The sequence below is a fragment of the Streptomyces violaceus genome (assembly GCF_036014075.1).
Lineage (GTDB): Bacteria > Actinomycetota > Actinomycetes > Streptomycetales > Streptomycetaceae > Streptomyces > Streptomyces violaceus.
Genome location: NZ_CP107911.1, coordinates 2617353 through 2641085 on the forward strand (window position 1 = coordinate 2617353; position 23733 = coordinate 2641085).

The 23733-nt window shown below is 71.5% G+C and carries 20 protein-coding genes; 8 read left to right on the forward strand and 12 right to left on the reverse strand.

Going from position 1 to position 23733, the window contains the following annotated elements; all coding sequences use genetic code 11:
• Positions 1-41: 41 nt before the first annotated feature.
• Positions 42-881, reverse strand: a complete 840-nt coding sequence (locus OG542_RS11590) for an SDR family NAD(P)-dependent oxidoreductase (protein WP_328410433.1) — start codon at positions 879-881, stop codon at positions 42-44.
• 372 nt (positions 882-1253) lie between these two features.
• Here OG542_RS11590 and OG542_RS11595 point away from each other — a divergent pair, with 372 nt between their 5' ends.
• Positions 1254-1859: a YceI family protein gene (locus OG542_RS11595; RefSeq protein ID WP_328410435.1), complete on the forward strand. Its 606-nt coding sequence runs from the start codon at positions 1254-1256 to the stop codon at positions 1857-1859.
• A gap of 217 nt (positions 1860-2076) precedes the next feature.
• Complete coding sequence (locus tag OG542_RS11600; protein WP_328410437.1) at positions 2077-2862, forward strand: S1 family peptidase; 786 nt, start codon at positions 2077-2079, stop codon at positions 2860-2862.
• Between the two features lie 513 nt (positions 2863-3375).
• Here OG542_RS11600 and OG542_RS11605 read toward each other — a convergent pair.
• Together OG542_RS11605 and OG542_RS11610 are read right to left on the reverse strand one after the other, a co-directional pair.
• The gene (locus OG542_RS11605; protein ID WP_328410439.1) at positions 3376-3954 is read right to left on the reverse strand and encodes a YdeI/OmpD-associated family protein; all 579 of its coding nucleotides are present in this window, start codon (positions 3952-3954) and stop codon (positions 3376-3378) included.
• Positions 3955-3993: 39 nt separating this feature from the next.
• Complete coding sequence (locus OG542_RS11610; RefSeq protein WP_328410441.1) at positions 3994-4578, reverse strand: TetR/AcrR family transcriptional regulator; 585 nt, start codon at positions 4576-4578, stop codon at positions 3994-3996.
• 71 nt (positions 4579-4649) lie between these two features.
• Here OG542_RS11610 and OG542_RS11615 point away from each other — a divergent pair, with 71 nt between their 5' ends.
• Together OG542_RS11615 and OG542_RS11620 are read left to right on the forward strand one after the other, a co-directional pair.
• Entirely contained in the window at positions 4650-5588 is a 939-nt protein-coding gene (locus tag OG542_RS11615) for a DMT family transporter (protein WP_311127899.1), read from the forward strand.
• A 164-nt stretch (positions 5589-5752) separates the two neighbouring features.
• The gene (locus OG542_RS11620; protein WP_328410444.1) at positions 5753-6925 is read left to right on the forward strand and encodes a Cmx/CmrA family chloramphenicol efflux MFS transporter; all 1173 of its coding nucleotides are present in this window, start codon (positions 5753-5755) and stop codon (positions 6923-6925) included.
• A 72-nt stretch (positions 6926-6997) separates the two neighbouring features.
• Here OG542_RS11620 and OG542_RS11625 read toward each other — a convergent pair whose 3' ends face one another.
• On the reverse strand, positions 6998-8362 hold the full coding sequence (locus OG542_RS11625) for a hypothetical protein (protein WP_328410446.1): 1365 nt from the start codon (positions 8360-8362) through the stop codon (positions 6998-7000).
• Positions 8363-8534: 172 nt separating this feature from the next.
• On the opposite strand from OG542_RS11625, the gene OG542_RS11630 reads away from it, so the two are divergent.
• The gene (locus OG542_RS11630) at positions 8535-9194 is read left to right on the forward strand and encodes an SLATT domain-containing protein (RefSeq protein WP_311127896.1); all 660 of its coding nucleotides are present in this window, start codon (positions 8535-8537) and stop codon (positions 9192-9194) included.
• 345 nt (positions 9195-9539) lie between these two features.
• Here OG542_RS11630 and cimA read toward each other — a convergent pair whose 3' ends face one another.
• From cimA to OG542_RS11650, 4 genes are all read right to left on the reverse strand, one after another.
• The gene (gene cimA, locus OG542_RS11635) at positions 9540-11144 is read right to left on the reverse strand and encodes a citramalate synthase (protein WP_311127895.1); all 1605 of its coding nucleotides are present in this window, start codon (positions 11142-11144) and stop codon (positions 9540-9542) included.
• 302 nt (positions 11145-11446) lie between these two features.
• Complete coding sequence (locus OG542_RS11640; protein WP_328410449.1) at positions 11447-12694, reverse strand: hypothetical protein; 1248 nt, start codon at positions 12692-12694, stop codon at positions 11447-11449.
• 286 nt (positions 12695-12980) lie between these two features.
• Positions 12981-14069 (reverse strand): branched-chain amino acid aminotransferase, encoded by a 1089-nt coding sequence (locus OG542_RS11645; protein ID WP_193481889.1) that lies wholly within the window; start codon positions 14067-14069, stop codon positions 12981-12983.
• Positions 14070-14313: 244 nt separating this feature from the next.
• The gene (locus OG542_RS11650) at positions 14314-15357 is read right to left on the reverse strand and encodes a 3-isopropylmalate dehydrogenase (RefSeq protein WP_328410451.1); all 1044 of its coding nucleotides are present in this window, start codon (positions 15355-15357) and stop codon (positions 14314-14316) included.
• A gap of 153 nt (positions 15358-15510) precedes the next feature.
• On the opposite strand from OG542_RS11650, the gene OG542_RS11655 reads away from it, so the two are divergent.
• Positions 15511-17088, forward strand: a complete 1578-nt coding sequence (locus OG542_RS11655; protein ID WP_328410453.1) for a purple acid phosphatase family protein — start codon at positions 15511-15513, stop codon at positions 17086-17088.
• 46 nt (positions 17089-17134) lie between these two features.
• Here the strand turns inward: OG542_RS11655 and OG542_RS11660 are convergent, their stop codons facing one another.
• From OG542_RS11660 to OG542_RS11675, 4 genes are all read right to left on the reverse strand, one after another.
• The gene (locus tag OG542_RS11660) at positions 17135-17266 is read right to left on the reverse strand and encodes a hypothetical protein (protein WP_010048656.1); all 132 of its coding nucleotides are present in this window, start codon (positions 17264-17266) and stop codon (positions 17135-17137) included.
• A 246-nt stretch (positions 17267-17512) separates the two neighbouring features.
• Positions 17513-18055 carry a GNAT family N-acetyltransferase gene (locus OG542_RS11665; RefSeq protein ID WP_328410455.1) on the reverse strand — a complete coding sequence of 181 codons (543 nt, stop codon included), beginning with the start codon at positions 18053-18055 and terminating at the stop codon, positions 17513-17515.
• 76 nt (positions 18056-18131) lie between these two features.
• Positions 18132-19763, reverse strand: a complete 1632-nt coding sequence (gene pruA / locus OG542_RS11670; protein WP_328410457.1) for an L-glutamate gamma-semialdehyde dehydrogenase — start codon at positions 19761-19763, stop codon at positions 18132-18134.
• Between the two features lie 34 nt (positions 19764-19797).
• The gene (locus tag OG542_RS11675) at positions 19798-20724 is read right to left on the reverse strand and encodes a proline dehydrogenase family protein (RefSeq protein WP_193481884.1); all 927 of its coding nucleotides are present in this window, start codon (positions 20722-20724) and stop codon (positions 19798-19800) included.
• A 190-nt stretch (positions 20725-20914) separates the two neighbouring features.
• On the opposite strand from OG542_RS11675, the gene OG542_RS11680 reads away from it, so the two are divergent.
• Positions 20915-22300 carry a PucR family transcriptional regulator gene (locus OG542_RS11680; protein WP_328410459.1) on the forward strand — a complete coding sequence of 462 codons (1386 nt, stop codon included), beginning with the start codon at positions 20915-20917 and terminating at the stop codon, positions 22298-22300.
• Positions 22301-22402: 102 nt separating this feature from the next.
• Positions 22403-23716, forward strand: a complete 1314-nt coding sequence (locus OG542_RS11685) for a vanadium-dependent haloperoxidase (RefSeq protein WP_328410461.1) — start codon at positions 22403-22405, stop codon at positions 23714-23716.
• Positions 23717-23733 lie beyond the last annotated feature (17 nt).

Genomic DNA, 23733 nt, shown 5'->3' on the forward strand with positions numbered 1-23733 from the left:
GCGGGCGGTCGGGCGGGGGCTGGGGGGCGTACCGGTGCCGATCAGCCGAAGGGGTTCAGCAGGCGGCGGTAGAGCGCCGGGGCCAGGGTCCGGATCCGGGCCGGGAGGGTTCGCCAGGCGGGGGCGTACGCCTCGTCGCGGTCCTGGCGTACGGCCTCCCAGACTTCGCGGGCGACGCAGCCGGGCGAGACCGGCCGGGGGGTGGCACGGTCGTAAGGTCCGCACCTGCGGGTGGGGCCGACACGGCCGGGCACGACGAAGGTCACGCCCACGCCTGTGCCGCGCAGTTCCTGGCGCAGCGCGTCGGCGAAGGCGGCGAGGCCCGCCTTGGCGGCGGAGTGCACCGCTTCCTCCCGTACGCCCACGCAGCCCGCGACCGAGCCGAGCAGCACCACCCTGCCCCGGCCGGCCGCGATCATGGACGGCAGCACCTCGCGCACGAGGTGGAGCGTGGCGTTGAGGTCCAGGGCCAGCACCCGGTCGATGTCGGTGTGCGGCATGGCGGCGAACGGGCCCGTCCAGCCGATGCCCGCCCCGGCGAACAGGACGTCGATCCGGCCGGTCGCGTGCAGTGCGGACTGGGCCAGCAGGCGCGGACCGCCCGGGGCGGCGAGGTCGGCGGGCAGCACGAGGGCCGAGGTGCCGGACGCCGTCTGCTCCAGGCAACGCCGGTCGCGTCCGTTGAGGAGCAGTTGCCAGCCGTCCATGGCGAATCGCCGTGCCGTGGCCGCCCCGATACCCGAGGAGGCCCCGGTGACCAGGACCACGCGCCGGTCCAGACGCCGTGCCGGCCCGTGCTCGCGCACCCGGGAAGGGGCCGCGGGGCCGCGTGGGGTGGGGCCCGGTGGGTCGTAGGCCGAGCCGGATCCGGTGAGTGTCATCGGTCGGTCTCCCTGCGCTGTACGTCCGCCGTGGTCTCGGCTGTCTCCCTGCGGGTCCCTTCACACGGAACCTCGTCTTCCAGGACACCGCCCTTTCGGTGCACCGCGCCAGTGCTGGAGCCCTCTCACGGGCCTGGCTCACCCTGTCCGACGTGCCCGTTTCCGTGGGCGGTCCATGGGCTGGGCCCGTCCGCGACGGCCGTCGCAGGACCACCCCTGCGGGCCGCGCGGTGCCGCCAGGCGGCGGTATCGCGACACAGCGTCCAATAATGTTGAACATTGAACTGGAATAGGTCTACGGTGGTGCGCGTTGATGTAGTTAAAGATTCAACATCAAGAGTCGTCATCACATCACTCGCAGGAGGCGCACCCATGAGCATCTTCAGCAGCAAGGACACCGAGACCGCCACCGCCACGTCCGGCGCCGTGCGGCCGGAGCTGGCCGCCCTGACCGGCGACTACACGATCGACCCCGCCCACTCGACGATCGGCTTCGTCGCCCGCCACGCCATGGTCACCAACGTCAAGGGCGGCTTCCAGGACTTCACGGGCACGCTCCGCCTCGACGGCACCGACCCCTCGCAGTCCTCGGCCTCCCTCGACGTCGTGATGGACAGCATCGACACGGGCAACGCCGACCGGGACGGCCACCTCAAGAGCGCGGACTTCTTCAAGGCGGACGAGTTCCCGACCATGACGTTCCGCTCCACCGAGGCGGAGTCCCTCGGCGGCGACGACTACCGCATCACCGGCGACCTGACGATCCTCGGCACGACCCGCCCCCTCGCCATCGACCTGGAGTTCAACGGCGCCGCGAAGGACCCCTTCGGCAACGAGCGCGTCGGCTTCGAGGGCAAGGCGGAGATTCTGCGCTCCGAGTGGGGCCTGACCTGGAACGCCGCCCTGGAGACCGGCGGTGTGCTCGTCTCCGACAAGATCAAGCTCAACTTCGACATCTCGGCGATCAGGAACGCCTGACCCTCCGGCCACGCCGTACGGGGCGACTCCGTACGGCGTGGCCGAATCGGGCCTCTTGTGCGAGGACTCGCGGCGTTCTCATAATCCAGCAGCAGAATTTTGACCAGTCCATGCCAGCACATGGACGTTCTTTTTGCCCTCACTGCTGACATGAGCTCGTCAAACGGATGCTTCGGTTGCACCTCTCCCCAGTCAACCCCCCACGGAAGGCATCACGTTGAAGAGACTCCTCACGGCCCTCAAGAGATGCGCGGCCCTCGGCGCCGCCGCGCTCGCGATCGCCAGCCTTCAGCCCGTCTCCGCCGCCCAGGCCGCCCCGTCGCCCGTCGTCGGCGGTACGCGGGCCGCGCAGGGCGAGTTCCCGTTCATGGTCAGGTTGTCCATGGGTTGCGGCGGCGCGCTCTACACCCAGCAGATCGTGCTCACGGCCGCGCACTGCGTAGGCCGTTCCGGCAACAACACCGGCATCACGGCCACCGCGGGGGTCGTCGACCTCCAGTCCACCAGCGGCCGGGTCCAGGTCCGCTCCACCAAGGTGCTCCGCGCGCCCGGCTACAACGGCACCGGCAAGGACTGGGCGCTCATCAAGCTCGCCCAGCCGATCAATCTGCCGACCCTGAAGATCGCCACGACCGCGCAGTACAACACCGGGGACTTCACCGTCGCCGGCTGGGGCGCGAACCGTGAGGGCGGTTCCCAGCAGCGCTACCTCCTGAAGGCGACCGTGCCGTTCGTCGGCGACGCCGCCTGCAAGGCCTACGGCGGTCTGTACAGCGGCCTCGTCGCGAACGAGGAGATCTGCGCCGGCTTCGACGCGGGCGGCGTCGACACCTGCCAGGGCGACTCCGGCGGCCCGATGTTCCGCAAGGACAACGCCGGCGCCTGGATCCAGGTCGGCATCGTCAGCTGGGGCGAGGGCTGCGCCCGGCCCGAGGCCCCCGGCGTCTACACGGAGGTCTCCACGTTCGCCTCCGCCATAGCCTCGGCGGCGTCCACACTCTGACCCGCCCTCGGTGCCAGAACACCTCACGGGTCCGGTGCTGTTGAGCGCCGGGCCCGTGCTCGTGCGGTGCTGTTGAGCCCCGGACCCGTGCTCGTGCGGTGAGGTGACCGCCGGTCGGGTCGGCGCGTGCGGTGGCGGTCCGGCGCCCGTGCGGTGAGTTTCCCTCCGACCAAGCCGGCCCGTCCGGTGCCGAGTGCGCGCCCGTACGGGGAGGCGACCGCAGCCGCCCTGGCCCGTCCGACGCCAGCCCCCGTCCAGTCGACGGGGCGACCTCCCGTAGCCCCGGCCCGTCCGACACCGAGCCTGCGTCGCGCGGTGAGACGCCCCCCAGCCAACCCGACCCTCCGATGGAGAGTCCCGCCGAGCCATGGCACGACCTCCCGCCGAGCCGGCCCGCCCCGCCACCAAACCCGCGCCGTACGGTAGGGGCCCCTGGTCGGCCCGGCCCGGCCGGTGCCGAGGCCTCGATCGAGCGGCTGGGCAACTCCGGCGGCCCAGCCCGCCCGGTCGGGCTCATCGGTCCCGTCCGTCGGCCTCCAGCTTCGCGACCGCCGTCGCCACCTGTGCTGCCCGGCTCCGCGGTGTCCGGGCGCGGAGGACACCGAGCATGGTGAGGTAGCGGTCCGTCCGTCCGAGTTCCTCGAAGGCCGCCGCGGCCCGTGGGCTGGCTTCCAGCGCCGCCGTGAGGTCCTCCGGGACCTCGGCCTCCTGCTGGGACGCGTAGGCCGCATCCCAGCGTCCGTCCGCCTGCGCGGACGCCACCTCGTCGCGCCCACCGGGGCGCATCCGCCCGGCGGCGGTCAGTTCCTCCACTCGCCGGACGTTGACCATGGACCAGAGGCTGCCGGGGCGCCGTGGGGTGATCCGCTGGAGGTAGTGCGATCCGTCGAGGCCCTTGCGCTGCCCGGTGATCCACCCGTGGCAGAGCGCCACGTCGTTGACGTCGGCGGCGCTGACGGAGGGGATGCCCGAACCCTTCTTGGCAATCTTGACCCAGAGGCCGGGATGCGGGGCGGGGTGGGCGGTCAGCCAGGAGTCCAGGTCCGCCACGGTGGCGAAGGGGAGCGGGGCCGTGCCGTCGGAGGTGGTCATGGCACCACCGTAGGGACCGAGTAGGACAGGTTCCGTCCGCTACCCGAGCAGGGCGCGTGCCTGTTCGCGGGCGTGCTCGATGGCGTCCGGGAAGATGCCGAGGCCGTGGGCGACGAGCGCGCCCTCGTGCAGCAGCATCAACGCCCGGGCCACAGAGGCCGGTTCGTCCGGGGCGATGTCCGCGGCGAGGCCGGTGAACAGGTCGAGCATCCACTGCTTCTGGCCGGTGATGATCGGGTGGGCCGGGTGGGCGGGGTCGCTGATCTCCGCGTGGGCGTTGACCATGCCGCACCCCTTGGGGCTGCTGTCCCGCGCCCATGCGCGTGAGGCGTCGAAGACCGTCAGGACGCGCTCCCTCGGGTCCGGTCCGGCCGCGTCGAGGCGCTCGCCGAGGAAGACTCGCCAGCGCTCGTCGCGGTCGGCGAGGTACTCCACGACGATCTGCTCCTTGGAGCCGAAGCGGTCGTAGAGGGTCTTCTTCGTCACCCCGGCCTCCGCGGCGATGAGGTCGACCCCGACGGCATGGATGCCGCGCTCGTAGAACAGCCGCGCGGCGGCCTCCAGGGCGCGACGGGCGGCGCGCGTCAGCGTGATCCGGCGGGGGTTCTCGGCGGTGGTACCCATGCATTCGAGTATACCGATCTGTATAGTCGAGGGCGAACGAGTAAACCGATCTGTCTAGTGGTTGTGATGCCGTGAACATCCTGCTCTCCCTCGCCTTCGTCCTGTGCTGGAGCTCCGGGTTCATCGGAGCCAAGCTCGGTGCGGGCAGCGCGTCCGCGCTCACGGTCCTGATGTGGCGGTTCCTGCCGCTGGCCGTCGTCCTCGTCGCCGTCGCCGTCCTCACACGGTCGGCGTGGCGGGGGCTCACCGCCCGGGACGTGACCCGGCAGGCCGTGATCGGGGTGCTGTCCCAGAGCGGCTATCTGCTGAGCGTCTACTACGCCATCCAGCTCGGCGTCTCCAGCGGCACGACGGCCCTGATCGACGGAGTCCAGCCCCTCGTCGCCGGAGCCCTCGCGGGACCGCTGCTCGGGAGTTACGTCTCGGGCCGGCAGTGGATCGGTCTGGGCCTGGGGCTGAGCGGTGTCGCCGTGGTCACCCTGGCCGACGCCGCGGCCGGGGCCGGCGTGGCCTGGTGGGCGTACGCCATTCCGCTGCTCGGCATGCTGTCCCTGGTCGCGGCGACGTTCCTGGAGAGCCGGTCCCGCACCCGGGTCGCTCCCTCGGTGTCGCTGACCGTCCACTGCGCCTCCAGCGCCGTCCTCTTCACCGCACTCGCTCTCGGCGCCGGAGCCGCCGCGCCGCCGGCCGAGGGCGCGTTCTGGGTGGCGGTCGCCTGGCTCGTGGGCCTGTCCACGTTCGGCGGGTACGGGCTGTACTGGCTCATCCTGAAGCGCTCCGGCGTCACCGAGGTCAACACCCTGATGTTCCTCATGGCCCCGGTCACGGCGGTCTGGGGCGCGCTCATGTTCGGTGAGCCGTTCGGCGTCCAGACCGCCCTCGGGCTGGCCGTCTGCCTCGCGGCCGTCGTCATCGTCCACCGCGGTGGGGGCCGGGGGAACGCCGCCCTGACCGCCGCCCGGGGAGAGCGCAAGGAAAACCGGTGGACCCGGTCCTCCGAAGCCGCCTAACGTGCCTGTCGTGTCCAGCCCCGAGGCGTCCAGACTGCGGCCACCGGCTCTCCGGTGGCTGCTGTTCGTGATGCCGGGCCGCTGAGGCCCCTTCTTCGCTCCGCCGCCGGATCGCCGACCGACGTGTCGTGTTCGTCGTCGACTTCCGGGTGCGGAGTTTCTTCATGCCGTTCGCTCTTCTTCTGCTGGGCCTTGCCGTGTTCGCGCAGGGAACGTCCGAGTTCATGCTGTCCGGGCTGGTCCCGGACATCGCGCGGGATCTGGGGGTGTCCGTTCCCGCGGCGGGCGCGCTGACCTCCGCCTTCGCGGCGGGAATGGTCATAGGTGCGCCGCTCGTGGCGGGTCTCGCGCGGCGCTGGTCGCGGCGGGGCGCCTTGCTGGCGTTCCTCGTCGTCTTTCTCGCCGTCCATGTCGTCGGTGCTCTCACCGGCAGTTTCGAGGTGCTGCTCGCCACGCGGGTCGTGGGGGCGCTCGCAAACGCCGGGTTCCTCGCCGTCGCCCTCGTGGCCGCCGTGGACATGGTCCCGGCGGATGCGAAGGGCCGGGCGACGTCCACGCTGCTGGGCGGGGTGACGCTGGCGTGCGTGGCCGGGGTGCCCGCCGGGGCCGTGCTGGGCGGGCTGTGGGGCTGGCGTACGGCGTTCTGGGCCGTGGCGCTGGTGTCACTGCCGGCTTTGGTGGCGGTGGCGTGGTCCGTGCCGGGCGGTGCGGCCGAGGGTGCGCCGCCCGCACTGCGCGGTGAGCTGCGGTCGCTGCGCAGCCCCCGGCTGGTCGTCACCCTGCTGCTGGGTGCCCTCGTGAACGGCGCGACGTTCTGCACCTTCACCTATCTCGCGCCGCTGGTCACCGAGGTGACCGGGCTGGGCAGCGCCTGGGTGCCCGGGGTGCTCGCGCTGTTCGGGGCCGGGTCGTTCGTGGGCGTGACCGCCGCGGGGCGCATCGCCGACCGGAGTCCCGTGCCGGTCCTCGCAGGCGGGGGCGTCGCGGTCTGCGTGGGCTGGTGCCTGCTGGCGATCGGGGCCGGGCACCCGGTCCTGGCCCTCCTGCTCGTCTTCACCCAGGGAGCGCTGTCCTTCGGCGTCGGCTCCACGCTGATCGCCCAGGTGCTGTATGCGGCCCCGGGGGCGCCCACGCTGGGCGGGGGTTTCGCCACGGCCGCGTTCAACGTGGGTGCGGCGCTGGGCCCTTGGGCCGGTGGCGCGGCGATCGGCGCCGGGTTCGGGTACCGGTCGCCGGTGTGGGTGAGCGCGGGACTGGTCGCGCTCGCGGGCGTCGTGGCCGGGACGGTGTGGCGGCATCGGGAGCGGCTCGTGGGCCAGGAGACGCGCGGCTCTTAGGCCAGGACGCGCTACGGCTCGTAGCCCAAGAGGCGCTACGGCACCGAACTCAGGCGGGCTGGGCGGGGCGGGTCAGAACCCGCCCCCGAAGTCCCCTCCCCCACCGCCGAAGCCTCCACCGCCGAAGTCCCCTCCGCCGAAGCCGCCCCCGTAGTCGCCGGAGTCGAAGTTCGCGCCGGAGACGTCGCCGCCCTCGTAGCCGCCGAAGTCGCCGTAGCCGGAGCCGTAGTCGGCCGCGTAGGCGGGGGCGGCCATCATGCTGCCGAGCATGGTGCCGATGAGGAGGCCGGGCAGGATGCCGCCGGCGAAGTAGCCGCCGGCCCAGGGGCCGTACGCCGGGCCGGCCTCCCAGTACGGGCGGCGGCCGTACTCGGTGTCGACCTCGCGGATCACCGGGTCGCGGCCCTCGGCGAGCCGGGTCTGGTCGGCCGCGCAGACGGGGACGTCGCGCGTGGTGCCGCCCGAGGGCGTCCAGCTCACGTCGGCGACCGAGGGACCGTGGCGTGGGTCGAAGAAGCAGGGCGGGCGGCGTTCCGGCAGCCGGTCGCCCTCGCGCCGGGCAGCGAGTCGCGCCAGGGAGAAACGGCCGTCCTCCACGGCCTGGGTGACGGGCCGGACATCCTCCGGTTTCGTCGCGGCCGCCATCAGGGACTTCGCCTGTTCGTAGGAGTCCAGGCCGCGCTCGTAGTCGGCGCGCATCGCGTCGTCGGCGCCGGGTTCCCCGGGGTGGAAGTCGAGGCGGTCGAGCTCCTCGCCGAAGGCGGTGATGTCCTCGTCGACCACCACCCGCAGCTTCTCCAGCGCGGCCCGCTGCTCCTCCTCGTGGCGGCGCCGGTTGCGCCGGACCACCGCGTAGGTGCCCGCGCCGCCGGCCGCGACCAGGGCGCCGAACGTGATCAGGCCGCCGACCGGGACGTCGGTGCCCGAGCCGTCACTCCAGCTGCTCGGCGCCGAACCGTCCACGCTGCGCAGGGCGCCGTCGACGAAGTCGTTCAGCTGGGCCTTGGTGTCGCCCGCGTCCCGCACGGCCGTGACCAGGTTGGACACCGCCTGGCGGCTCATCACCGCGCTGTCGGCACGAGCGTCGAACTTCTCGCCGACGCGGACGCCGTACAGGCCGGTGACGCCGGTCTCGGTGCGGAGGTTGCGGAAGAGGTCCTGCTTGGGGACGTCGGCCGGGAGGACCGCCACGAAGACGGGCTTGTCCGCGTCCTTGATCTTGTCGGCGAGCGCCTCGGCGTCCGATGCGGCCAGCTGGTCGGAGGCGGCCGGATCGACGTAGACGGGGTTCTCGCGCAGTTCCTCGGCGACTTTCGAGAGGTCGGTGGCCGCGTGCGCACCCGGCGCACCGGCCGTCATCACCACCAGCACCGCCACCAGGGCGGCGACCGGCGCGATCAGCAGTCGTACGACGGTACGCACCAGTGCGGCCTTCATACGTTCGAAGCTACCTGAAATCGGCACAGAAGGGATATCGATAAGGACGGGGATTTCGGGACGCCGCTGCGCCTACGATGCCTTCTGGCTCACTGCCGTGGGCCGGGCCGGTCCACCGGTCACAGCGGAAGGGCGGATCAGGGGCATGTTCGGAAGACGCAGGGCCGCGGACATGACAGTGTCCGCACTCGCCGAGCTGGACCGTTCGCGTTCGCGTGCGGACCTGTTGTGGGAGCTGTTCCGGCATGCCGAGGCGGAGGTGACGACGGCGATCGGCTGGTACCTGGCGCGGCGCCGGGGGCCGTCGCTGTGGTCGCGGTCGCTGCGGGCGCTGGCCGCGCTGCTGGGCATCGTCGGCACGCTCACTCCGCTGGTGCACGCGGCCGCGCCTACGACCGTGCGGCCCGAGTGGGGCTTCGTGTTCCTGGCCGGCGGGGCGGGCTGTGTCCTGTTCGACCGGATCTTCGGCTTCTCGGCGTCGTGGACGCGTTACATCCGTACGCAGCAGGCCCTGCAGCAGATCCTCAAGAGGGCGCAGTCCGAGTGGGCGCAGGCGTATCTGCGGACCACCGACTCCCCCAGCGACAAGGAGCAGGCCGCGCTGCTCGGGGTGATCGAGCGGTTGCGGACGGACGCGCAGCGGCTCATCGAGGACGAGGGCTCGGCCTGGGTCGGCTATCTGGCCGACGGGGTCGAGGAGCTGACCCGCTCCACCGCCCACTCCCCCGGCCAGCGGGCGAACGGGGCAGGGCTCTTCCGGCTGGACCGTGCGCCGGGGCGGGACCGGGGTGACGCCCACTCGGTACCGCGGCCCCGGGACACGGCCATGTGAGACCCACCTGGGCCGCTTCCAGGTACTCGGCGTCGTCGCTCGGGCCGGGTGGGTCCGCAGCCCGGCGTAGCGGGGTGCCTCCCCCACTCTCGGCTTCGCTCGAGCGGGGAGACCCCCACCGCCCACCCGTGCCGCCCCTAGCGGCACGCATGCCCGCAGCTGGGGCCGAACGCACCCGCACCCGCCGACGCACGGAAGGGGACGTGACGGGGGGTGTCCGCCCGCAGCGGTTGGCGCGTCAACGAACAGCTAGTCGGCGTGAGACCCCATCGCACCGTTCCGAGGACGGACACCCCCCGACACGTCCCCGACCCACCACCGGCGAACAGGCGCAGACGCGGCCCGCTACTCCGCCGGAGCCACCCCCGCCCGCAGCAAGCCGTACGTGTACGCGTCCTCCAGAGACTGCCAGCTCGCTGCGATGACGTTCTCGGCGACGCCCACCGTGGACCACTCGCCCGAGCCGTCGGACGTGGAGATCAGGACGCGGGTCGTGGACTGGGTGCCGTGCTTGCCTTCGAGGATGCGGACCTTGTAGTCGACGAGCTCGAGCTTGGCGAGCTGGGGATAGATCTTCTCCAGGCCGACGCGCAGGGCGCGGTCGAGGGCGTTGACGGGGCCGTTGCCCTCGGCCGTGGCGACGATGCGCTCGCCCTTGGCCCACAGCTTGACCGTGGCTTCGTTGGCGTGGGACCCGTCGGGCCGGTCCTCGACGATGGCCCGCCAGGACTCGACCTCGAAGTAGCGCAGCGGCTTGCCCTGGACCTCGGTGCGCAGGAGCAGTTCGAAGCTCGCGTCGGCCGCCTCGTAGGTGTAGCCCTGGAGTTCGCGTTCCTTGACCCGCTCCACGACCCGGCCGACCAGCTCCCGGTCGCCGCCGAGATCGATGCCGAGTTCCTTGCCCTTGAGCTCGATCGACGCGCGGCCCGCCATGTCGGAGACCAGCATCCGCATGGTGTTGCCGACCAGCTCGGGGTCGATGTGCTGGTACAGGTCCGGGTCGACCTTGATGGCCGAGGCGTGCAGCCCGGCCTTGTGGGCGAAGGCGGAGAGGCCGACGTAGGGCTGGTGCGTGGAGGGGGTGAGGTTGACGACCTCGGCGATCGCGTGCGAGATACGGGTCATCTCGCGCAGGTGGCCGTCGGGCAGGACCTTCTTGCCGTACTTCAGTTCCAGCGCCGCCACGACCGGGAAGAGGTTCGCGTTGCCCACCCGCTCGCCGTAGCCGTTGGCCGTGCACTGCACATGCGTCGCACCCGCGTCGACGGCGGCCAGCGTGTTCGCCACCGCGCAGCCCGTGTCGTCCTGGGTGTGGATACCGAGCCGGGCGCCCGTGTCGGCCAGGACCGTGGAGACGACGGCCTGGATCTGCGCCGGGAGCATGCCGCCGTTGGTGTCGCACAGGATCACCACGTCCGCACCGGCCTCGGACGCCGTACGGACCACCGCCTTCGCGTACTCCGGATTCGCCCGGTAGCCGTCGAAGAAGTGCTCGCAGTCGACGAAGACCCGGCGGCCCTGCTCCGTCAGGAACGACACCGTGTCGCGGATCATCTCCAGGTTCTCGTCCAGGGTGGTGCGAAGGGCGAGCTCGACATGGCGGTCGTGGGACTTCGCGACCAGCGTGATCACCTCGGCGCCCGACTCCAGCAGCGCCTTGACCTGCGGATCCTCCGCCGCCTTCGCCCCCGCGCGACGAGTCGCCCCGAACGCGACCAACTGGGCGTGCCGGAAGTCGATCTCCTGCTGGGCGCGGGCGAAGAACTCGGTGTCCCGGGGGTTCGCACCCGGCCAGCCGCCCTCGATGAAGCCCACGCCGAAGTCGTCCAGGTGCCGTGCGATGGCCAGCTTGTCGGCGACGGTGAGGTTGATGCCCTCACGCTGGGCGCCGTCGCGCAGGGTGGTGTCGAAGACGTGGAACGAATCGTCGAGTTCGCTGGTTGCGGTCATGGTCTCAAGGCTCCTGAGGATCGGATCTCGGTCGTACCGGAATGACCGGCTCCACCGCCCCCACATACTCCCTCGCGCTCTCGCTCCTGGCTTCGGGTGGGGCCAGAAATGCGAAAAACCTCTCGCGGGTGCGAGAGGTCTGCGCGCGGGTCGAGGACGACGGTGTCCGCCCGTACCTGGTCGTACGTGGCGGTCACTGCGGACCGGCGCGCCTGCTGCCAATAATCATGGCGAACGAGAGCACGGGGGCAGTCTGGCACAGCCCCCGTGCCTGGCTCACGGTTGTCTCAGGATGCGGTCGGTCACCTCATGTGACGGACGTAGACGTGCGAGGTGTCGTACGTGTCGCCGGGCACGAGGTCGGGTGAGGAGCTGCCGAAGGCGACCTGGCGGCCGTGCCGGTCGATCACCGGGGCGGACACGCTCTGGTCGTTCGGCCCGCCCTCGGCGTCCGGGCTGGCCAGGACCGTGCGCCCGGTGCCCAGGTCGCGGACGTACGCGCGCGTCGTACGGTCCGGGTCGCCCGGGTCGGCCGAGACGAAGGCGAGGTACCGGCTGTCGGCGCTGAGCCGCGGGAACGCGGTGAAGGCGGCCGGGTCGGCGGCGTCGATCCGGCGCAGATCCCCCGTCTTGAGGTCCCGGACGAAGACGTTGTGGCCCTGGTTGGTGTCGCCCGGGGTCAGCCGCGAGTCGAGCGAGTTGAAGACCGCGTACCGGCCGTCGGCGCTGATCTGCGGGAACTCGGTCTGCCCGTCGGACTTCAGGCCGTCCGGCGCCAGGTCGGCGTGGAACAGCTTCCCGCTCGGCACGTCACGGACCCAGGCGTCGCTCCAGTCGCCCGAGGAGGGGTGCGGGACGAAGAACTGGTAGCCGACGCGGCGGCCGTCGGCGCTGATGGACAGGTTGGTGGCGGCGGTCTTCCGGTCGGTCGCGGCGGGCACCTGGCTGATGCGGACGGCCTCGCCGCTGGTGCGGTCGACGCGGTAGACGCGTTCCCGGACGTCCTCGCCCTCGGTGAACTCGGAGCGCTGGGCGACGAAGGCGACGTAACGGCCGTCGGCGCTGATGGCGGGCTGCCTGCCGGTGTCGTAGCCCGTGTCGACGGTGTCCTCGATGCGCTGGAGGGTGCCGTTCTTCAGGTCCTCGACCCAGATGTGGCTGCGGCCGTCGCTCGCGGCGGTGGCGGCGAAGGCCAGGTAGCGGCCGTTGCCGCTGAGGGCGACGGCGTCGACGGAGCCGTCCACGCCGCCGCCGGCCAGCCGGGTCGTGCCGGTGTCGAGGTCGCGCACGAAGGCGTCGGCGACGCCGTCGGTGTCACCGGCGACGAGATTGTCGGCGCTGGAGACGAAGGCCAGATGGCGGCCGTCGGCGCTCAGGCTCGGCCCGCCCGAGGCGGCGTCGCCGTCGCTGCCGTCCGGTGCGACGCTCGCCTTCTCGGTCCGCGGCACCGGCGCCGGTGCGGCGGTCGCGGGCAGCGCGGCGGCGGTGCCGAGCGTGACGGCCAGGGCCAATCCGAGCGCGACGGACGTGGCCCTCCTGGTGCTGGTCATGTGTTCCCCCTGTGTTCCCGCATCCCCGTGTCCCCGTGGACGCTTCTCCCCGGCCCCGCGCCGAGGGCTCCCCAGAGCCAACATCATCACGAGGGAGAGGGGCAATCCGCCGAATTGAGTACAACGCGGGCGGGAGTTCAGGTGTCCGCGAGGAGGCTGTCCGCGAGGATCGCGGACACGATCCGTGCCGCCGGACTCCAGGAACGGTTCGCAGGTGCCGGTCGCCGCGTTCGAGGGGCATGGGCCGGGGGTCCGGGGGCCGAAGCCCCCGGAGTTGGGGGCGGACTCAGCCCAGCGGGTGCATCCAGCCGTGCTTGTCCTCGGCCGTACCGCGCTGGATGTCGAGCAGGGCCTGGCGGAGCCGGAGCGTGACCTCCCCCGGCTCGCCCCCGCTCTGCTTCCACTCCACCCCGGCCCGCTTCACCGTACCGACCGGCGTGATCACCGCGGCCGTACCGCAGGCGAACACCTCGGTCAGCGACCCGTTCTCCGAGTCCCGCTGCCACTGGTCGACCGAGACCCGGCCCTCCTCGGCCTCGTACCCGAGGTCACGGGCGACGGCGAGCAGGGAGTCCCGGGTGACGCCCTCCAGGATGGACCCGGTGAGGGACGGGGTGACGATCCTGTCCCCGTACACGAAGTACAGGTTCATGCCGCCCAGTTCCTCGACCCACGTGTGCTCGACGGCGTCGAGGTAGCAGACCTGGTCGCAGCCCTTGGTCGCGGCCTCGGCCTGCGCGAGCAGGGACGCCGCGTAGTTGCCGCCCGTCTTGGCGTCGCCCATGCCGCCGGGGACGGCGCGGACGCGGTCCTCGGAGACCCAGATGGAGACCGGCTTGACGCCGCCCGGGAAGTAGGCGCCGGCCGGGGAGGCGATGACAAGGAACAGGTACTCGTTGGCCGGCTTCACGCCCAGCCCGACCTCGGTCGCGATCATGAACGGGCGCAGGTAGAGGGACTCCTCACCGCCGTGCGCCGGGACCCACCCCTTGTCCTGCTTCACCAGCGCGTCGCACGCCTCGATGAACGTCTCGACCGGCAGTTCGGGCATCGCGAGCCGGCGTGCGGAGCGCTGGAAGCGCTCGGCGTTCTTCTCCGGACGGAACGTGGCGACCGACCCGTCGGGGCGGCGGTAGGCCTTCAGGCCCTCGAAGATCTCCTGCGCGTAGTGCAGAACCGTGGTGGCGGGGTCGAGGGAGATCGGCGCGTACGGCACGAGCTGTCCGTCGTGCCAGCCGCGGCCTTCCGTCCACTTGATCGTCACCATGTGGTCGGTGAAGTGGCGGCCGAACCCGGGGTTGGCCAGGATCGCCTCGCGTTCTGCGGCGGAGAGCGGGTTGGCGGAGGGCTTGAGCTCGATCGTGGGCGTCGTCATGGGTTGATGTCCTTCACCGGTTGTAGTGACGGGCCGCGCTCGGTACTGCTCTGATGGTGACCAGTGCTAGGACGTCCGAGCATTCCCTCATTCCGCGGCCTCGCGTTCGATTATCGCCCGGGGGCGGCGGCGGAAGGAACGGGGTGAATGCGACCCGGTGGTCGATGGTGGCACCCGGCGGGGAACATGCGAAAGCCGCCGGGTGCGGATGCGACCCGGCGGCTTTACGAAAAGCAGCGGCGGGTCAGCCGGCTACTCGTACGGCGAGCGCGTCGCCGATCTCCGTGGTGGAGCGGGCGGGCTTGCCGGTGCGCTCCGACAGGTCGGCGGCGACCGCCTCGTCGATGCGGTCGGCCTCGGCCTCGTGGCCGAGGTGGCGCAGGAGCAGGGCGACGGACAGCACCGTGGCGGTCGGGTCGGCCTTGCCCTGGCCGGCGATGTCCGGGGCCGAGCCGTGCACGGGCTCGAACATGGACGGGAAGTCTCCGGACGGGTTGATGTTGCCGGAGGCCGCCACGCCGATGCCGCCGGAGACGGCCGCGGCGAGGTCGGTGACGATGTCGCCGAAGAGGTTGTCCGTGACGACGACGTCGAAGCGCTCGGGCTGCGTGACAAGGTAGATCGTCGCCGCGTCCACGTGCATGTACTCGGTGGTGACCTCGGGGAACTCCTCGGCCACCTTGTTGAAGATGTTGGTCCACAGGTGACCCGCGAAGGTCAGCACGTTGTTCTTGTGGATCAGCGCCAGCTTCTTGCGCGGGCGGGCCTGGGCACGGGCGAACGCGTCACGCACGACACGCTCCACACCGAAGGCCGTGTTCACGGAGACCTCGGTGGCGACCTCGTGCTCGGTGCCCTTGCGGATCGTGCCGCCGTTGCCGGTGTACGGGCCCTCGGTGCCCTCACGGACCACGACGAAGTCGATCTCCGGCTCGCCGGCCAGCGGGGTGGCGACACCCGGGAGCAGCTTCGACGGGCGCAGGTTGACGTGGTGGTCGAAGGCGAAGCGGAGCTTGAGCAGGAAGCCGCGCTCCAGGACGCCGGACGGCACGCTCGGGTCGCCGATCGCGCCGAGCAGGATGGCGTCGTGCTTCTTCAGGGCGTCGAGGTCGGCGTCGGTGAGGGTCTCACCGGTGGCGTGGTAACGCTTGGCGCCGAAGTCGTAGTCCTTGGTCTCCAGCTTCACATCCTGCGGAAGGACGGCGGAGAGGACCTTCAGGCCTTCGGCCACGACTTCCTGGCCGATGCCGTCACCGGGGATCACTGCGAGATTGATGCTGCGAGACATGCGGGCACCCTACTCCTCGTCCCATGGGATGACACGGGGTGTCCGTGATACGGACAAGACCGGACACCCGCTCGAGTGACGGCACGCGTCCGTCAACCTGTGTTCACCCTTATGTATTGCGGCTGTTGGCCTCCGCTGGGAAGTTCACTCGACATGGAGATCCCCCACTTCGGCATCCCGCCCGAGCTCGCGCGCCGGATGAGCATGGCGGAACAGCACGAGTACCTGCGGACGCGACTGTCGCGTCGGCGCACGCTGGTGACGGCGGGCGCGGTGGCGGGCGGTCTGCTGACCGGCTGTGGCTCCGGCTCCCGCTCCGGCCGGAGCGGCGCCACGGCGACCGGGAGCCCCTCGCCGAGCACGTCGAAGGCGCCCGGCTCCTTCATCACCCCTTTCGGCCGCCATCTCGCGTTCGGCTCCGACCCGAAGACACGGATGCGGATCTCCTGGCAGGTGCCGCTCGCGGTGAAGAAGCCCTACGTCCGGGTGGGCCTGCGCCCCGACGACCTCGGCCGCAAGATCGAGGCGGAGCTGCGCGACCTGCACACCCCGGCGCTGAAGGGCGTACGGGCGGCGGTCGACCAGTACTACCTGCACGCGGCACTGGACGGCCTGCGCCCGGACACGACGTACTACTACGGCGTCGGCCACGAGGGCTTCGACCCGGCGTCCCCCCGGCACCGGTCGACCATCACGTCCTTCCGCACGGCACCCGCGAGCCCGCCGGAACGGTTCGTGTTCACCGCGTTCGGCGACCAGGGCGTCGGCGAGGAGGCGGCCCTCAACGACCGTCTGCTGCTGCGCCAGAGCCCCGCCTTCCACCTGCACGCCGGCGACATCTGCTATGCCGACCCGACCGGCAAGGGCAAGGAGTCGGACGTCTTCGACGCGGGGCAGTGGGACCGGTTCCTCAAGCAGACCGAGCCGGTCGCCAAGTCGGTGCCGTGGATGGTGACGACCGGCAACCACGACATGGAGGCCTGGTACTCACCGGACGGCTACGGCGGCCAGCTCGCCCGCTTCTCCCTGCCGGACAGCGGCTTCGACGCGCGTACGGCACCGGGCGTGTACGCCTTCACGTACGGCAACGTCGGCGTGGTCGCGCTGGACGCGAACGACGTGTCGTACGAGATCCCCGCCAACTTCGGCTACACGGAGGGGAGGCAGACGAAGTGGCTGGAGAAGAAGCTCGGCGAACTGAGGGCCGCGGAGGACGTCGACTTCATCGTCGTCTACTTCCACCACTGCGCGTACTCGACGTCCACGCACGCCTCCGACGGCGGGGTGCGCGCCGAGTGGCTGCCGCTGTTCGCCCAGCACGAGGTGGACCTGGTGATCAACGGGCACAACCACGTGTACGAGCGGACCGACGCCGTCAAGAACGGCGAGGTGGGCAGGCCGGTACCGGTCGGCGGAACGACGGACCCCAGGCGGGACGGGATCGTGTACGTCACCGCGGGCGGCGGCGGCAAGGAGCTGTACGGCTTCCCGGACGGCGTGAAGGAGAGCTACGAGGGGAACACCGCCGACCGCGAGTCGGTCGCCACGTTCCGGTGGACCAAGTCCCAGGACACGAAGGCGGAGTCGGTGCAGTGGTCGCGGGTGCGCTACCGCGGGTTCTCGTTCCTCTCCGTGGAGGCGGAGAGCGGCGCCGCACCGAAGTTGAAGGTGTCGGCGCTGGCGTCGAGCGGTGAGCGGATCGACCATTTCGAGGTGCGGCGCGGGGCGTGAGGCCCCGCACCGCGCCTCGTCGGGCGGCTCCCGTTCCTGGGGCGGCTCAGTGGCCGGTGGATCCGCCGTTGTCCCTGCGGTCGAGGGCGCGCTGGAGCGCGGCGGCGGCGTTCTTGCGGTCGGACTCGCTCGTACGGGAGACGTGACGGACTCGGCGGCGGACGGTCGTCTCGGCCATGGGAAATCGACTCCTTCGACAGCGTGGAGCGCAGATGGGAGATACGAGACGCCGGTGGGGCGGGGAGCGGTGCCGCAGGGGTTGCCTGCACGGGGCCCGGCTCACGACCGCCATTCGCTTGGTCGAGCGAGACGTTCGGCTCCTACAAAACTAAGGGAGGCCGGAGCGTCTGTCTCCACAATTACTCGGACTTCCTACTATCTGAGACGGTGGACTACGTCACACCGCTCCGACCTGCGGTGATTTCTAGAGCACGTCTCCGTCGCGCCAGTCGAAGAGCAGCTCCTGCCCGGGGTCGAGGGAGCCGGCCAGGGCGGTACGGACGTAGGTGCTGCCCTCCTCGTCCGGCAGGCGGACGACGCCGTCCCGCGGGCTGAGGGCGTGCACCCGGCCGGGCCACGGCTCCCAGCCGCGGGAGGTGTAGAGCCGGGCACCGTCGTCGCTCCCGGAGAGGGCGCCGAGGTCGTAGGCGCGGTCGACGACGCGTTCCAGTTCCGCCATGACCAGCCCGCCGAGGCCGGTGCGGCGCACGTCGGCGCGGACGGCGACGTTCTCGACGTACCCGGTGCGCAGCCACCGGCCGCGGTGCCGAACCCGGCGCATCACGACCGCGCCGTGCGCGGCGAGCCCCGAGCCGTCGTGGACGAGGGCGTGTATGCCGCCAAGGCCGTGGTCCCAGTCCTCGTCGCCGAAGTCGCCCTCGAAGGCGGCCTCCAGGAGGCGGCGCACGGCGTCGAGTTCAGGGGTGCTGAGGTCGGCGGTGTGGACGGTGCGCGCTCGGGTGGTCATCGGCCCAGTCTTCCCTCCGGACATGCCGACGGGCCAGGTCAATTCGTGACCTGGCCCGTCGGTGCGCCGCGGGGTCTCAGCCCATGTGCGGGTACGTGTAGTCCGTCGGCGGGACCAGCGTCTCCTTGATGGCGCGGGTCAGGGTCCAGCGCATCAGGTTCTGCGGGGCGCCGGCCTTGTCGTTGGTGCCGGAGGCACGGCCGCCGCCGAAGGGCTGCTGGCCGACCACGGCACCGGTCGACTTGTCGTTGATGTAGAAGTTGCCGGCCGCGTAGCGGAGCTTGTCCGCCGTGTAGGCCGCGGCCGCGCGGTCGTTCGCGATGACCGAGCCGGTCAGGGCGTAGTCGGAGACGGACTCCATCTGGGTCAGCATCTCGTCGTACTTCTCGTCCTCATAGACGTGCACGGCGATGATCGGGCCGAAGTACTCGGTGCGGAAGACCTCGTTCTCCGGGTCGGTGCACTCGATGACGGTCGGGCGGACGAAGTAGCCCTCGGAGTCGTCGTAGGTGCCGCCCGCGACGATCGTGCAGGAGGCGTCCTCCTTGGCCCGGTCGATGGCGGCCTTGTTCTTGGCGAAGGCACGCTCGTCGATGACGGCGCCGATGAAGTTCGACAGGTCGGTGACATCGCCCATCTTGATGCCGTCGACCTCGGCGGCGAGCTCCTCCTTGAAACCGGAGTTCCAGATCGAGGCAGGGATGTACGCGCGCGAGGTGGCGCTGCACTTCTGGCCCTGGAACTCGAAGGCACCCCGGGTGAACGCCGTCTTCAGGATGGCCGGGTCGGCCGAGGGGTGGGCGACGAGGAAGTCCTTGCCGCCGGTCTCGCCGACGAGGCGCGGGTAGGTGCGGTACTTCTCGATGTTCGCGCCGACCGTCTTCCACAGGTACTGGAAGGTGGGGGTCGAGCCGGTGAAGTGGATGCCCGCGAGGTCGCGGTGCTCCAGGGCGACCTTCGAGACCTCGATGCCGTCACCGGTGACGAGGTTGATGACGCCCTTGGGCAGGCCCGCCTCCTCCAGCAGCTGCATGAGCAGCACGGCGGCGTGGGTCTGCGTCGGGGACGGCTTCCAGACGACGACGTTGCCCATCAGGGCGGGGGCCGTCGGGAGGTTGCCCGCGATGGCGGTGAAGTTGAAGGGCGTGACCGCGTAGACGAAGCCCTCCAGCGGGCGGTGGTCCAGACGGTTCCACACGCCCGGGGAGTTCGCCGGGGGCTGCTCGGCCAGCAGGTTGCGGGCGTAGGCGACGTTGAAGCGCCAGAAGTCGATCAGCTCACAGGGCGTGTCGATCTCGGCCTGCTGGGCGGTCTTGGACTGGCCGAGCATGGTGGAGGCGGCGAGCGTCTCGCGCCAGGGGCCCGACAGCAGCTCGGCGGCGCGCAGGATGATCGCCGCGCGGTCGTCGAAGGACAGGGCACGCCAGGCGGGCGCGGCGGCCAGGGCCGCGTCGATGGCGTCCTGGGCGTCCTGCTGTGTGGCGTTGCGGTACGTGCCCAGCACGGCCTTGTGGTTGTGCGGCTGGACGACCTGGAAGGCCTCGCCGCCGCCCATCCGCTTCTCGCCGCCGATGGTGCAGGGCAGGTCGACGGGGTTGTCGGCCAGCTCCTTCAGCCTGGCCTCCAGCCGGGCACGCTCGGGCGAGCCGGGGGCGTAGCCGTGCACCGGCTCGTTGACGGGGGTGGGGACCTGGGTCACAGCGTCCATGTTTTCCCTAACTCCTTACTGAGCGGTGTGTCGGTCAGCCGTTGGTGAGCATCGATCGTGCGAAGAACCGCAGGTTGGCCGGTTTCTCGGCGAGTCGGCGCATGAAGTAGCCGTACCAATCGGTGCCATAGGCGGTGTACACGCGCACACGGTGGCCCTCAGCGGCGAGGCGCGACTGCTCGTCGCTGCGGATGCCGTAGAGCATCTGGAACTCGTACTCGTCCAGCTTGCGCCCGGCGCGATGGGCGAGCTCCTGGCCGATGGCGATCAGGCGCGGGTCGTGGGACCCGATCATCGGGTACCCCGTCCCCGCCATCAACGTACCGAGAATCCGCACGTACGTCCGATCGATCTCGTGTTTGTCCTGGTACGCGACCGAGGCGGGCTCCTTGTACGCCCCCTTGACCAGGCGCACCCGGCTGCCGTTCCCGGCGAGGCGGCGGGCGTCGGCCTCGGTGCGGAACAGGTAGGCCTGGATGACGCAGCCGGTCTGCGGGAAGTCCTTCCGCAGCTCCTCGTGGATGGCGAACATCGAGTCCAGGGTGGTGTGGTCCTCGGCGTCGAGGGTGACCGTGGTGCCGATCTCGGCGGCAGCCTCGACGACCGGGCGGACGTTCTTCAGGGCCAGCTCGTGGCCGTCCTCCAGCGCCTGCCCGAACATCGACAGCTTCACCGACATCTCGGCGCGGGTGCCGAGCTCCAGCGGCTTGAGGCGGTCGACGAGCTCCAGGTAGGCGTCCCGGGCGGCGGCGGCCTGCGCGGGGTTGGTGATGTCCTCGCCGACGACGTCCATCGTCAGCTCCAGACCCCGGCCGGCGAGGCCCCGGACCACCGGGACGATGTCGTCGACGCCTTCGCCCGGGATGAAGCGGTCGACGACCTGCTTGGTCACCGGGGCCGCCGAGATCAGACGTCGCATCCGGTCGCTGCGAGACGCGGCGAGAATCACGGGACCCAGCACGGGGCACCTCCAGAGCACAACCAAACGGATGGCCGACCCCGGGCGGATGACGCTTCGGGTACGGCGCGGAGAACCACCGTGAAACCTAAGGATCCCTTGGATCGTCGGCCATCGACAGCTGTCACGCATCCGTGCCGCAGATCTCAGACAGATGTATGAAGGGTCTTGGACGGTGAGGGACAATGCCCGCATGACGTCGGAACACCGGGGCGACTACGAGGAGCTGGTCGACGAGATCTCGGAGCTGCTCGGCGCGCCCGCGACGCTGGAGAACCGGGACTTCGAGCTGATCACCTTCGGGGCGTACGACAGTGAGGGCGACCTCGATCCGTCGGCCCTGGATCCGGTGCGCACCCGTTCGATCCTCACGCGCCGTTCGACCGCGGCCGTCCGGGCGTGGTTCGAGGGCTTCGGCATCACGCGCGCGACCGGCCCGGTGCGTATCCCGCCGACGCCGGAGGCGGGGGTGAACCGGGGGCGGATCTGCCTCCCCGTCCGCCACCGGGGCGTGGTCCACGGCTATATCTGGCTCCTGGACGACGATCCCGGCCCGAGCGAACGCCAGCTCTCCGCCGCCATGCAGGTCACGATCCGGATCGGCGCGCTGCTCGCGGACGAGGCCCAGCACGGTGCCGACCTCAGCCGCGAACTGCGAGCCGTCCTCACCGCGGAACGCGACTGGCAGCGCGACATGGCCATCGCGGAACTCCGCGCCGCACTCGGCTCCCGCGCCGACGGTCTGCACACGGTGATCTGCGTGGCCCCCTGGCCCTCGGCCGACCCCGACGACGCCCCGTCGGTCCGCACGATGCCGGGCGCGACAGCCCTGTGCACGCTGCCGTGGGGGGCGTCGGCCCAGTGCGTGGCCCTGCTGGTCCGCCTGCGCTCGACGGACGTACTGACTCCGGCGACCACGGCGGCGGCGCGGCTGCTGGAGCGGGCGGGCGGCAGCGCTTCAGGGGGTGCGGCCGCCGGCGCGTCGGGCGGAACGGCTCCTCGCGGCACGGGCGGAGCCTCCGCCGGCGCATCGGGCGGATCTTCCGGCCGGACCTCTCACGAACCGGCCGGCACCACCCGCGGTGCCTCCGCCGGGTCCGGGTCTGGGCAGGCCGGCATCCGCACCCACGGGCCCGCCGGCAGCGCCGCCGGCCTCGCCACCCCCCGCTCCGGCCTCGCAGAGCTGGGCACCGCCTGGTGGGAGGCGTCCGCTGCGGCTCGGGCCGCGTTGGCCGAGGCTCGGCTGGGGCCCGTCGCGCAGTGGGCGTCGATCGGACCGTTCCGGCTGCTCACCGCCCTGCCGCCGGACGTGGCCCGCGACCCCGCCGTACACGCCCTGCTCTTCCCGGCGCACCGGGAACTCGCCCGTACCGCCGAGATCTACCTCGACTGCGCCGGCCAGGCCGCCCGGGCCGCCGCCGAGCTGGGCATCCACCGCCAGACCCTGTACTACCGCCTGTCCCGGATCGAGAAGCTGACCGGCCTGGACCTGGACGACGGCGAGGACCGCCTGCTCCTGCACATGGCGTTGAAGGGCGCCCGGCTCGCGCACGGTCAGGACATCGGGCCGTCCGGATGACAACCGTCGCCCGAACGGGCGGTGTTCGGGCCGGACCCGCACCGCCGGGCGCCGCGCGTGGTCACAGTTCTCCCCGTGCGCCATCGGCCGGGAGGAGTTCACGTGCGGAACCGACGCGCCTGGTCTGCGACGCGAACGGTGGTGGCGGGGCTGGCCTGCGGGGTGCTCGCGCTCGCGCTGCCGGGCACCCACGCGAGTGCCGGGGCCGGCCGTACCGCGGGAGCGGCGCACGGGGCCGAGCAGGGCAGCGAACGGAGCGCGGCGACCGTCATCGAGTGGATGCGCACGGCGGATGCCACCATCGACGCCGAGGCCGGCCCCGTGCCGCCCGAGTCGTTCATCTGGGAGGCGTACGTCTCCACCGCCGTCTACAACGCCGTCGTCGGCATCGAGGGCCGCTTCGGCCCGTACAAGTGGGACCAGCGGGCGCCTCGTACGGCCTCGTCCGCGGCGGCTGCCGCCTCGGCGGCGCACCAGGTACTGCGTCACCACTTCCCGGGGGCCGCGCCCCGGCTGGACGCCGCCCTGACCGGCTCCCTCGCGAAGATTCCCGACGGCGCGGCCGAGGACGAGGGCGTCGCCTTCGGGAAGCTCGCCGCCGACCACATCATCGACCTCCGCCGCGATGACGGCCGCGGCGCCTCGGTGCCCTTTCCCGCCCGCCCGCACCCCGGCGTCTGGCGTCCCACCCCGCCCGGTCACGAGCCCTTCGCCAATGCCTGGATCGGCAGGCTCCGGCCGCTGCTGCTGGACTCCCCGCACCAGTTCCGCCCCGGCCCACCGCCGGCCCTCAGCTCCGCCCAATACGCGAAGGACCTGAACGAAGTGGCGGCCTACGGAGGCCGGACCGGCTCGCAGCGGACCCCCGAACAGACGGACACCGCGCGGTACTTCACCAACCTGGACCTGCTGGGGGCCCTGGGTGACCACGCCACCCGGCACCATTTCGGCATCGCCGAGACGGCACGTCTGTACGCGGCGGCCAACACGGCCCAGGTGGACGCCGTCATCACCGCCTGGGACGCCAAACTCCACTACGGCACCTGGCGCCCCGTCACCGCCATCCGCGAGGCGGACACCGACGGCAACCCGGCGACCCGGCCGGACCGGCACTGGGAGCCGCTGCTCGTCACCCCCGCGCATCCCGACTACCTCAGCGGCCACGCCACCATGGGCGGTGCGCTGATGCGCGCGCTGACCGGGGTCCTCGGCACCTCGCGCGTCGACCTGCACATCCGGTCGAGCACCACCGGTACGTCACGCCACTACCGCTACGCCCACGAGTACGAGCGGGACGTCGTCGACGCCCGGGTCTGGGGCGGCATCCACACCCGGACAGCCGACGAGGTGGGCAACGCCACCGGCCGGCAACTAGCGGCCTGGGCGCTGCGGAAGTACTTCCGTCCCATGCCTTGAAAATCAGCCACTTCTGA

Coding starts and splice junctions, on each gene's coding strand:
- OG542_RS11590 (WP_328410433.1), bottom strand. CDS start 881: ATGACACTCACCGGATCCGGCTCGGCCTACGACCCACCGGGCCCCACC.
- OG542_RS11595 (WP_328410435.1), top strand. CDS start 1,254: ATGAGCATCTTCAGCAGCAAGGACACCGAGACCGCCACCGCCACGTCC.
- OG542_RS11605 (WP_328410439.1), bottom strand. CDS start 3,954: ATGACCACCTCCGACGGCACGGCCCCGCTCCCCTTCGCCACCGTGGCG.
- OG542_RS11610 (WP_328410441.1), bottom strand. CDS start 4,578: ATGGGTACCACCGCCGAGAACCCCCGCCGGATCACGCTGACGCGCGCC.
- OG542_RS11620 (WP_328410444.1), top strand. CDS start 5,753: ATGCCGTTCGCTCTTCTTCTGCTGGGCCTTGCCGTGTTCGCGCAGGGA.
- OG542_RS11625 (WP_328410446.1), bottom strand. CDS start 8,362: ATGAAGGCCGCACTGGTGCGTACCGTCGTACGACTGCTGATCGCGCCG.
- OG542_RS11630 (WP_311127896.1), top strand. CDS start 8,535: ATGACAGTGTCCGCACTCGCCGAGCTGGACCGTTCGCGTTCGCGTGCG.
- cimA (WP_311127895.1), bottom strand. CDS start 11,144: ATGACCGCAACCAGCGAACTCGACGATTCGTTCCACGTCTTCGACACC.
- OG542_RS11640 (WP_328410449.1), bottom strand. CDS start 12,694: ATGACCAGCACCAGGAGGGCCACGTCCGTCGCGCTCGGATTGGCCCTG.
- OG542_RS11645 (WP_193481889.1), bottom strand. CDS start 14,069: ATGACGACGCCCACGATCGAGCTCAAGCCCTCCGCCAACCCGCTCTCC.
- OG542_RS11650 (WP_328410451.1), bottom strand. CDS start 15,357: ATGTCTCGCAGCATCAATCTCGCAGTGATCCCCGGTGACGGCATCGGC.
- OG542_RS11655 (WP_328410453.1), top strand. CDS start 15,511: ATGGAGATCCCCCACTTCGGCATCCCGCCCGAGCTCGCGCGCCGGATG.
- OG542_RS11660 (WP_010048656.1), bottom strand. CDS start 17,266: ATGGCCGAGACGACCGTCCGCCGCCGAGTCCGTCACGTCTCCCGTACG.
- OG542_RS11665 (WP_328410455.1), bottom strand. CDS start 18,055: ATGACCACCCGAGCGCGCACCGTCCACACCGCCGACCTCAGCACCCCT.
- pruA (WP_328410457.1), bottom strand. CDS start 19,763: ATGGACGCTGTGACCCAGGTCCCCACCCCCGTCAACGAGCCGGTGCAC.
- OG542_RS11680 (WP_328410459.1), top strand. CDS start 20,915: ATGACGTCGGAACACCGGGGCGACTACGAGGAGCTGGTCGACGAGATC.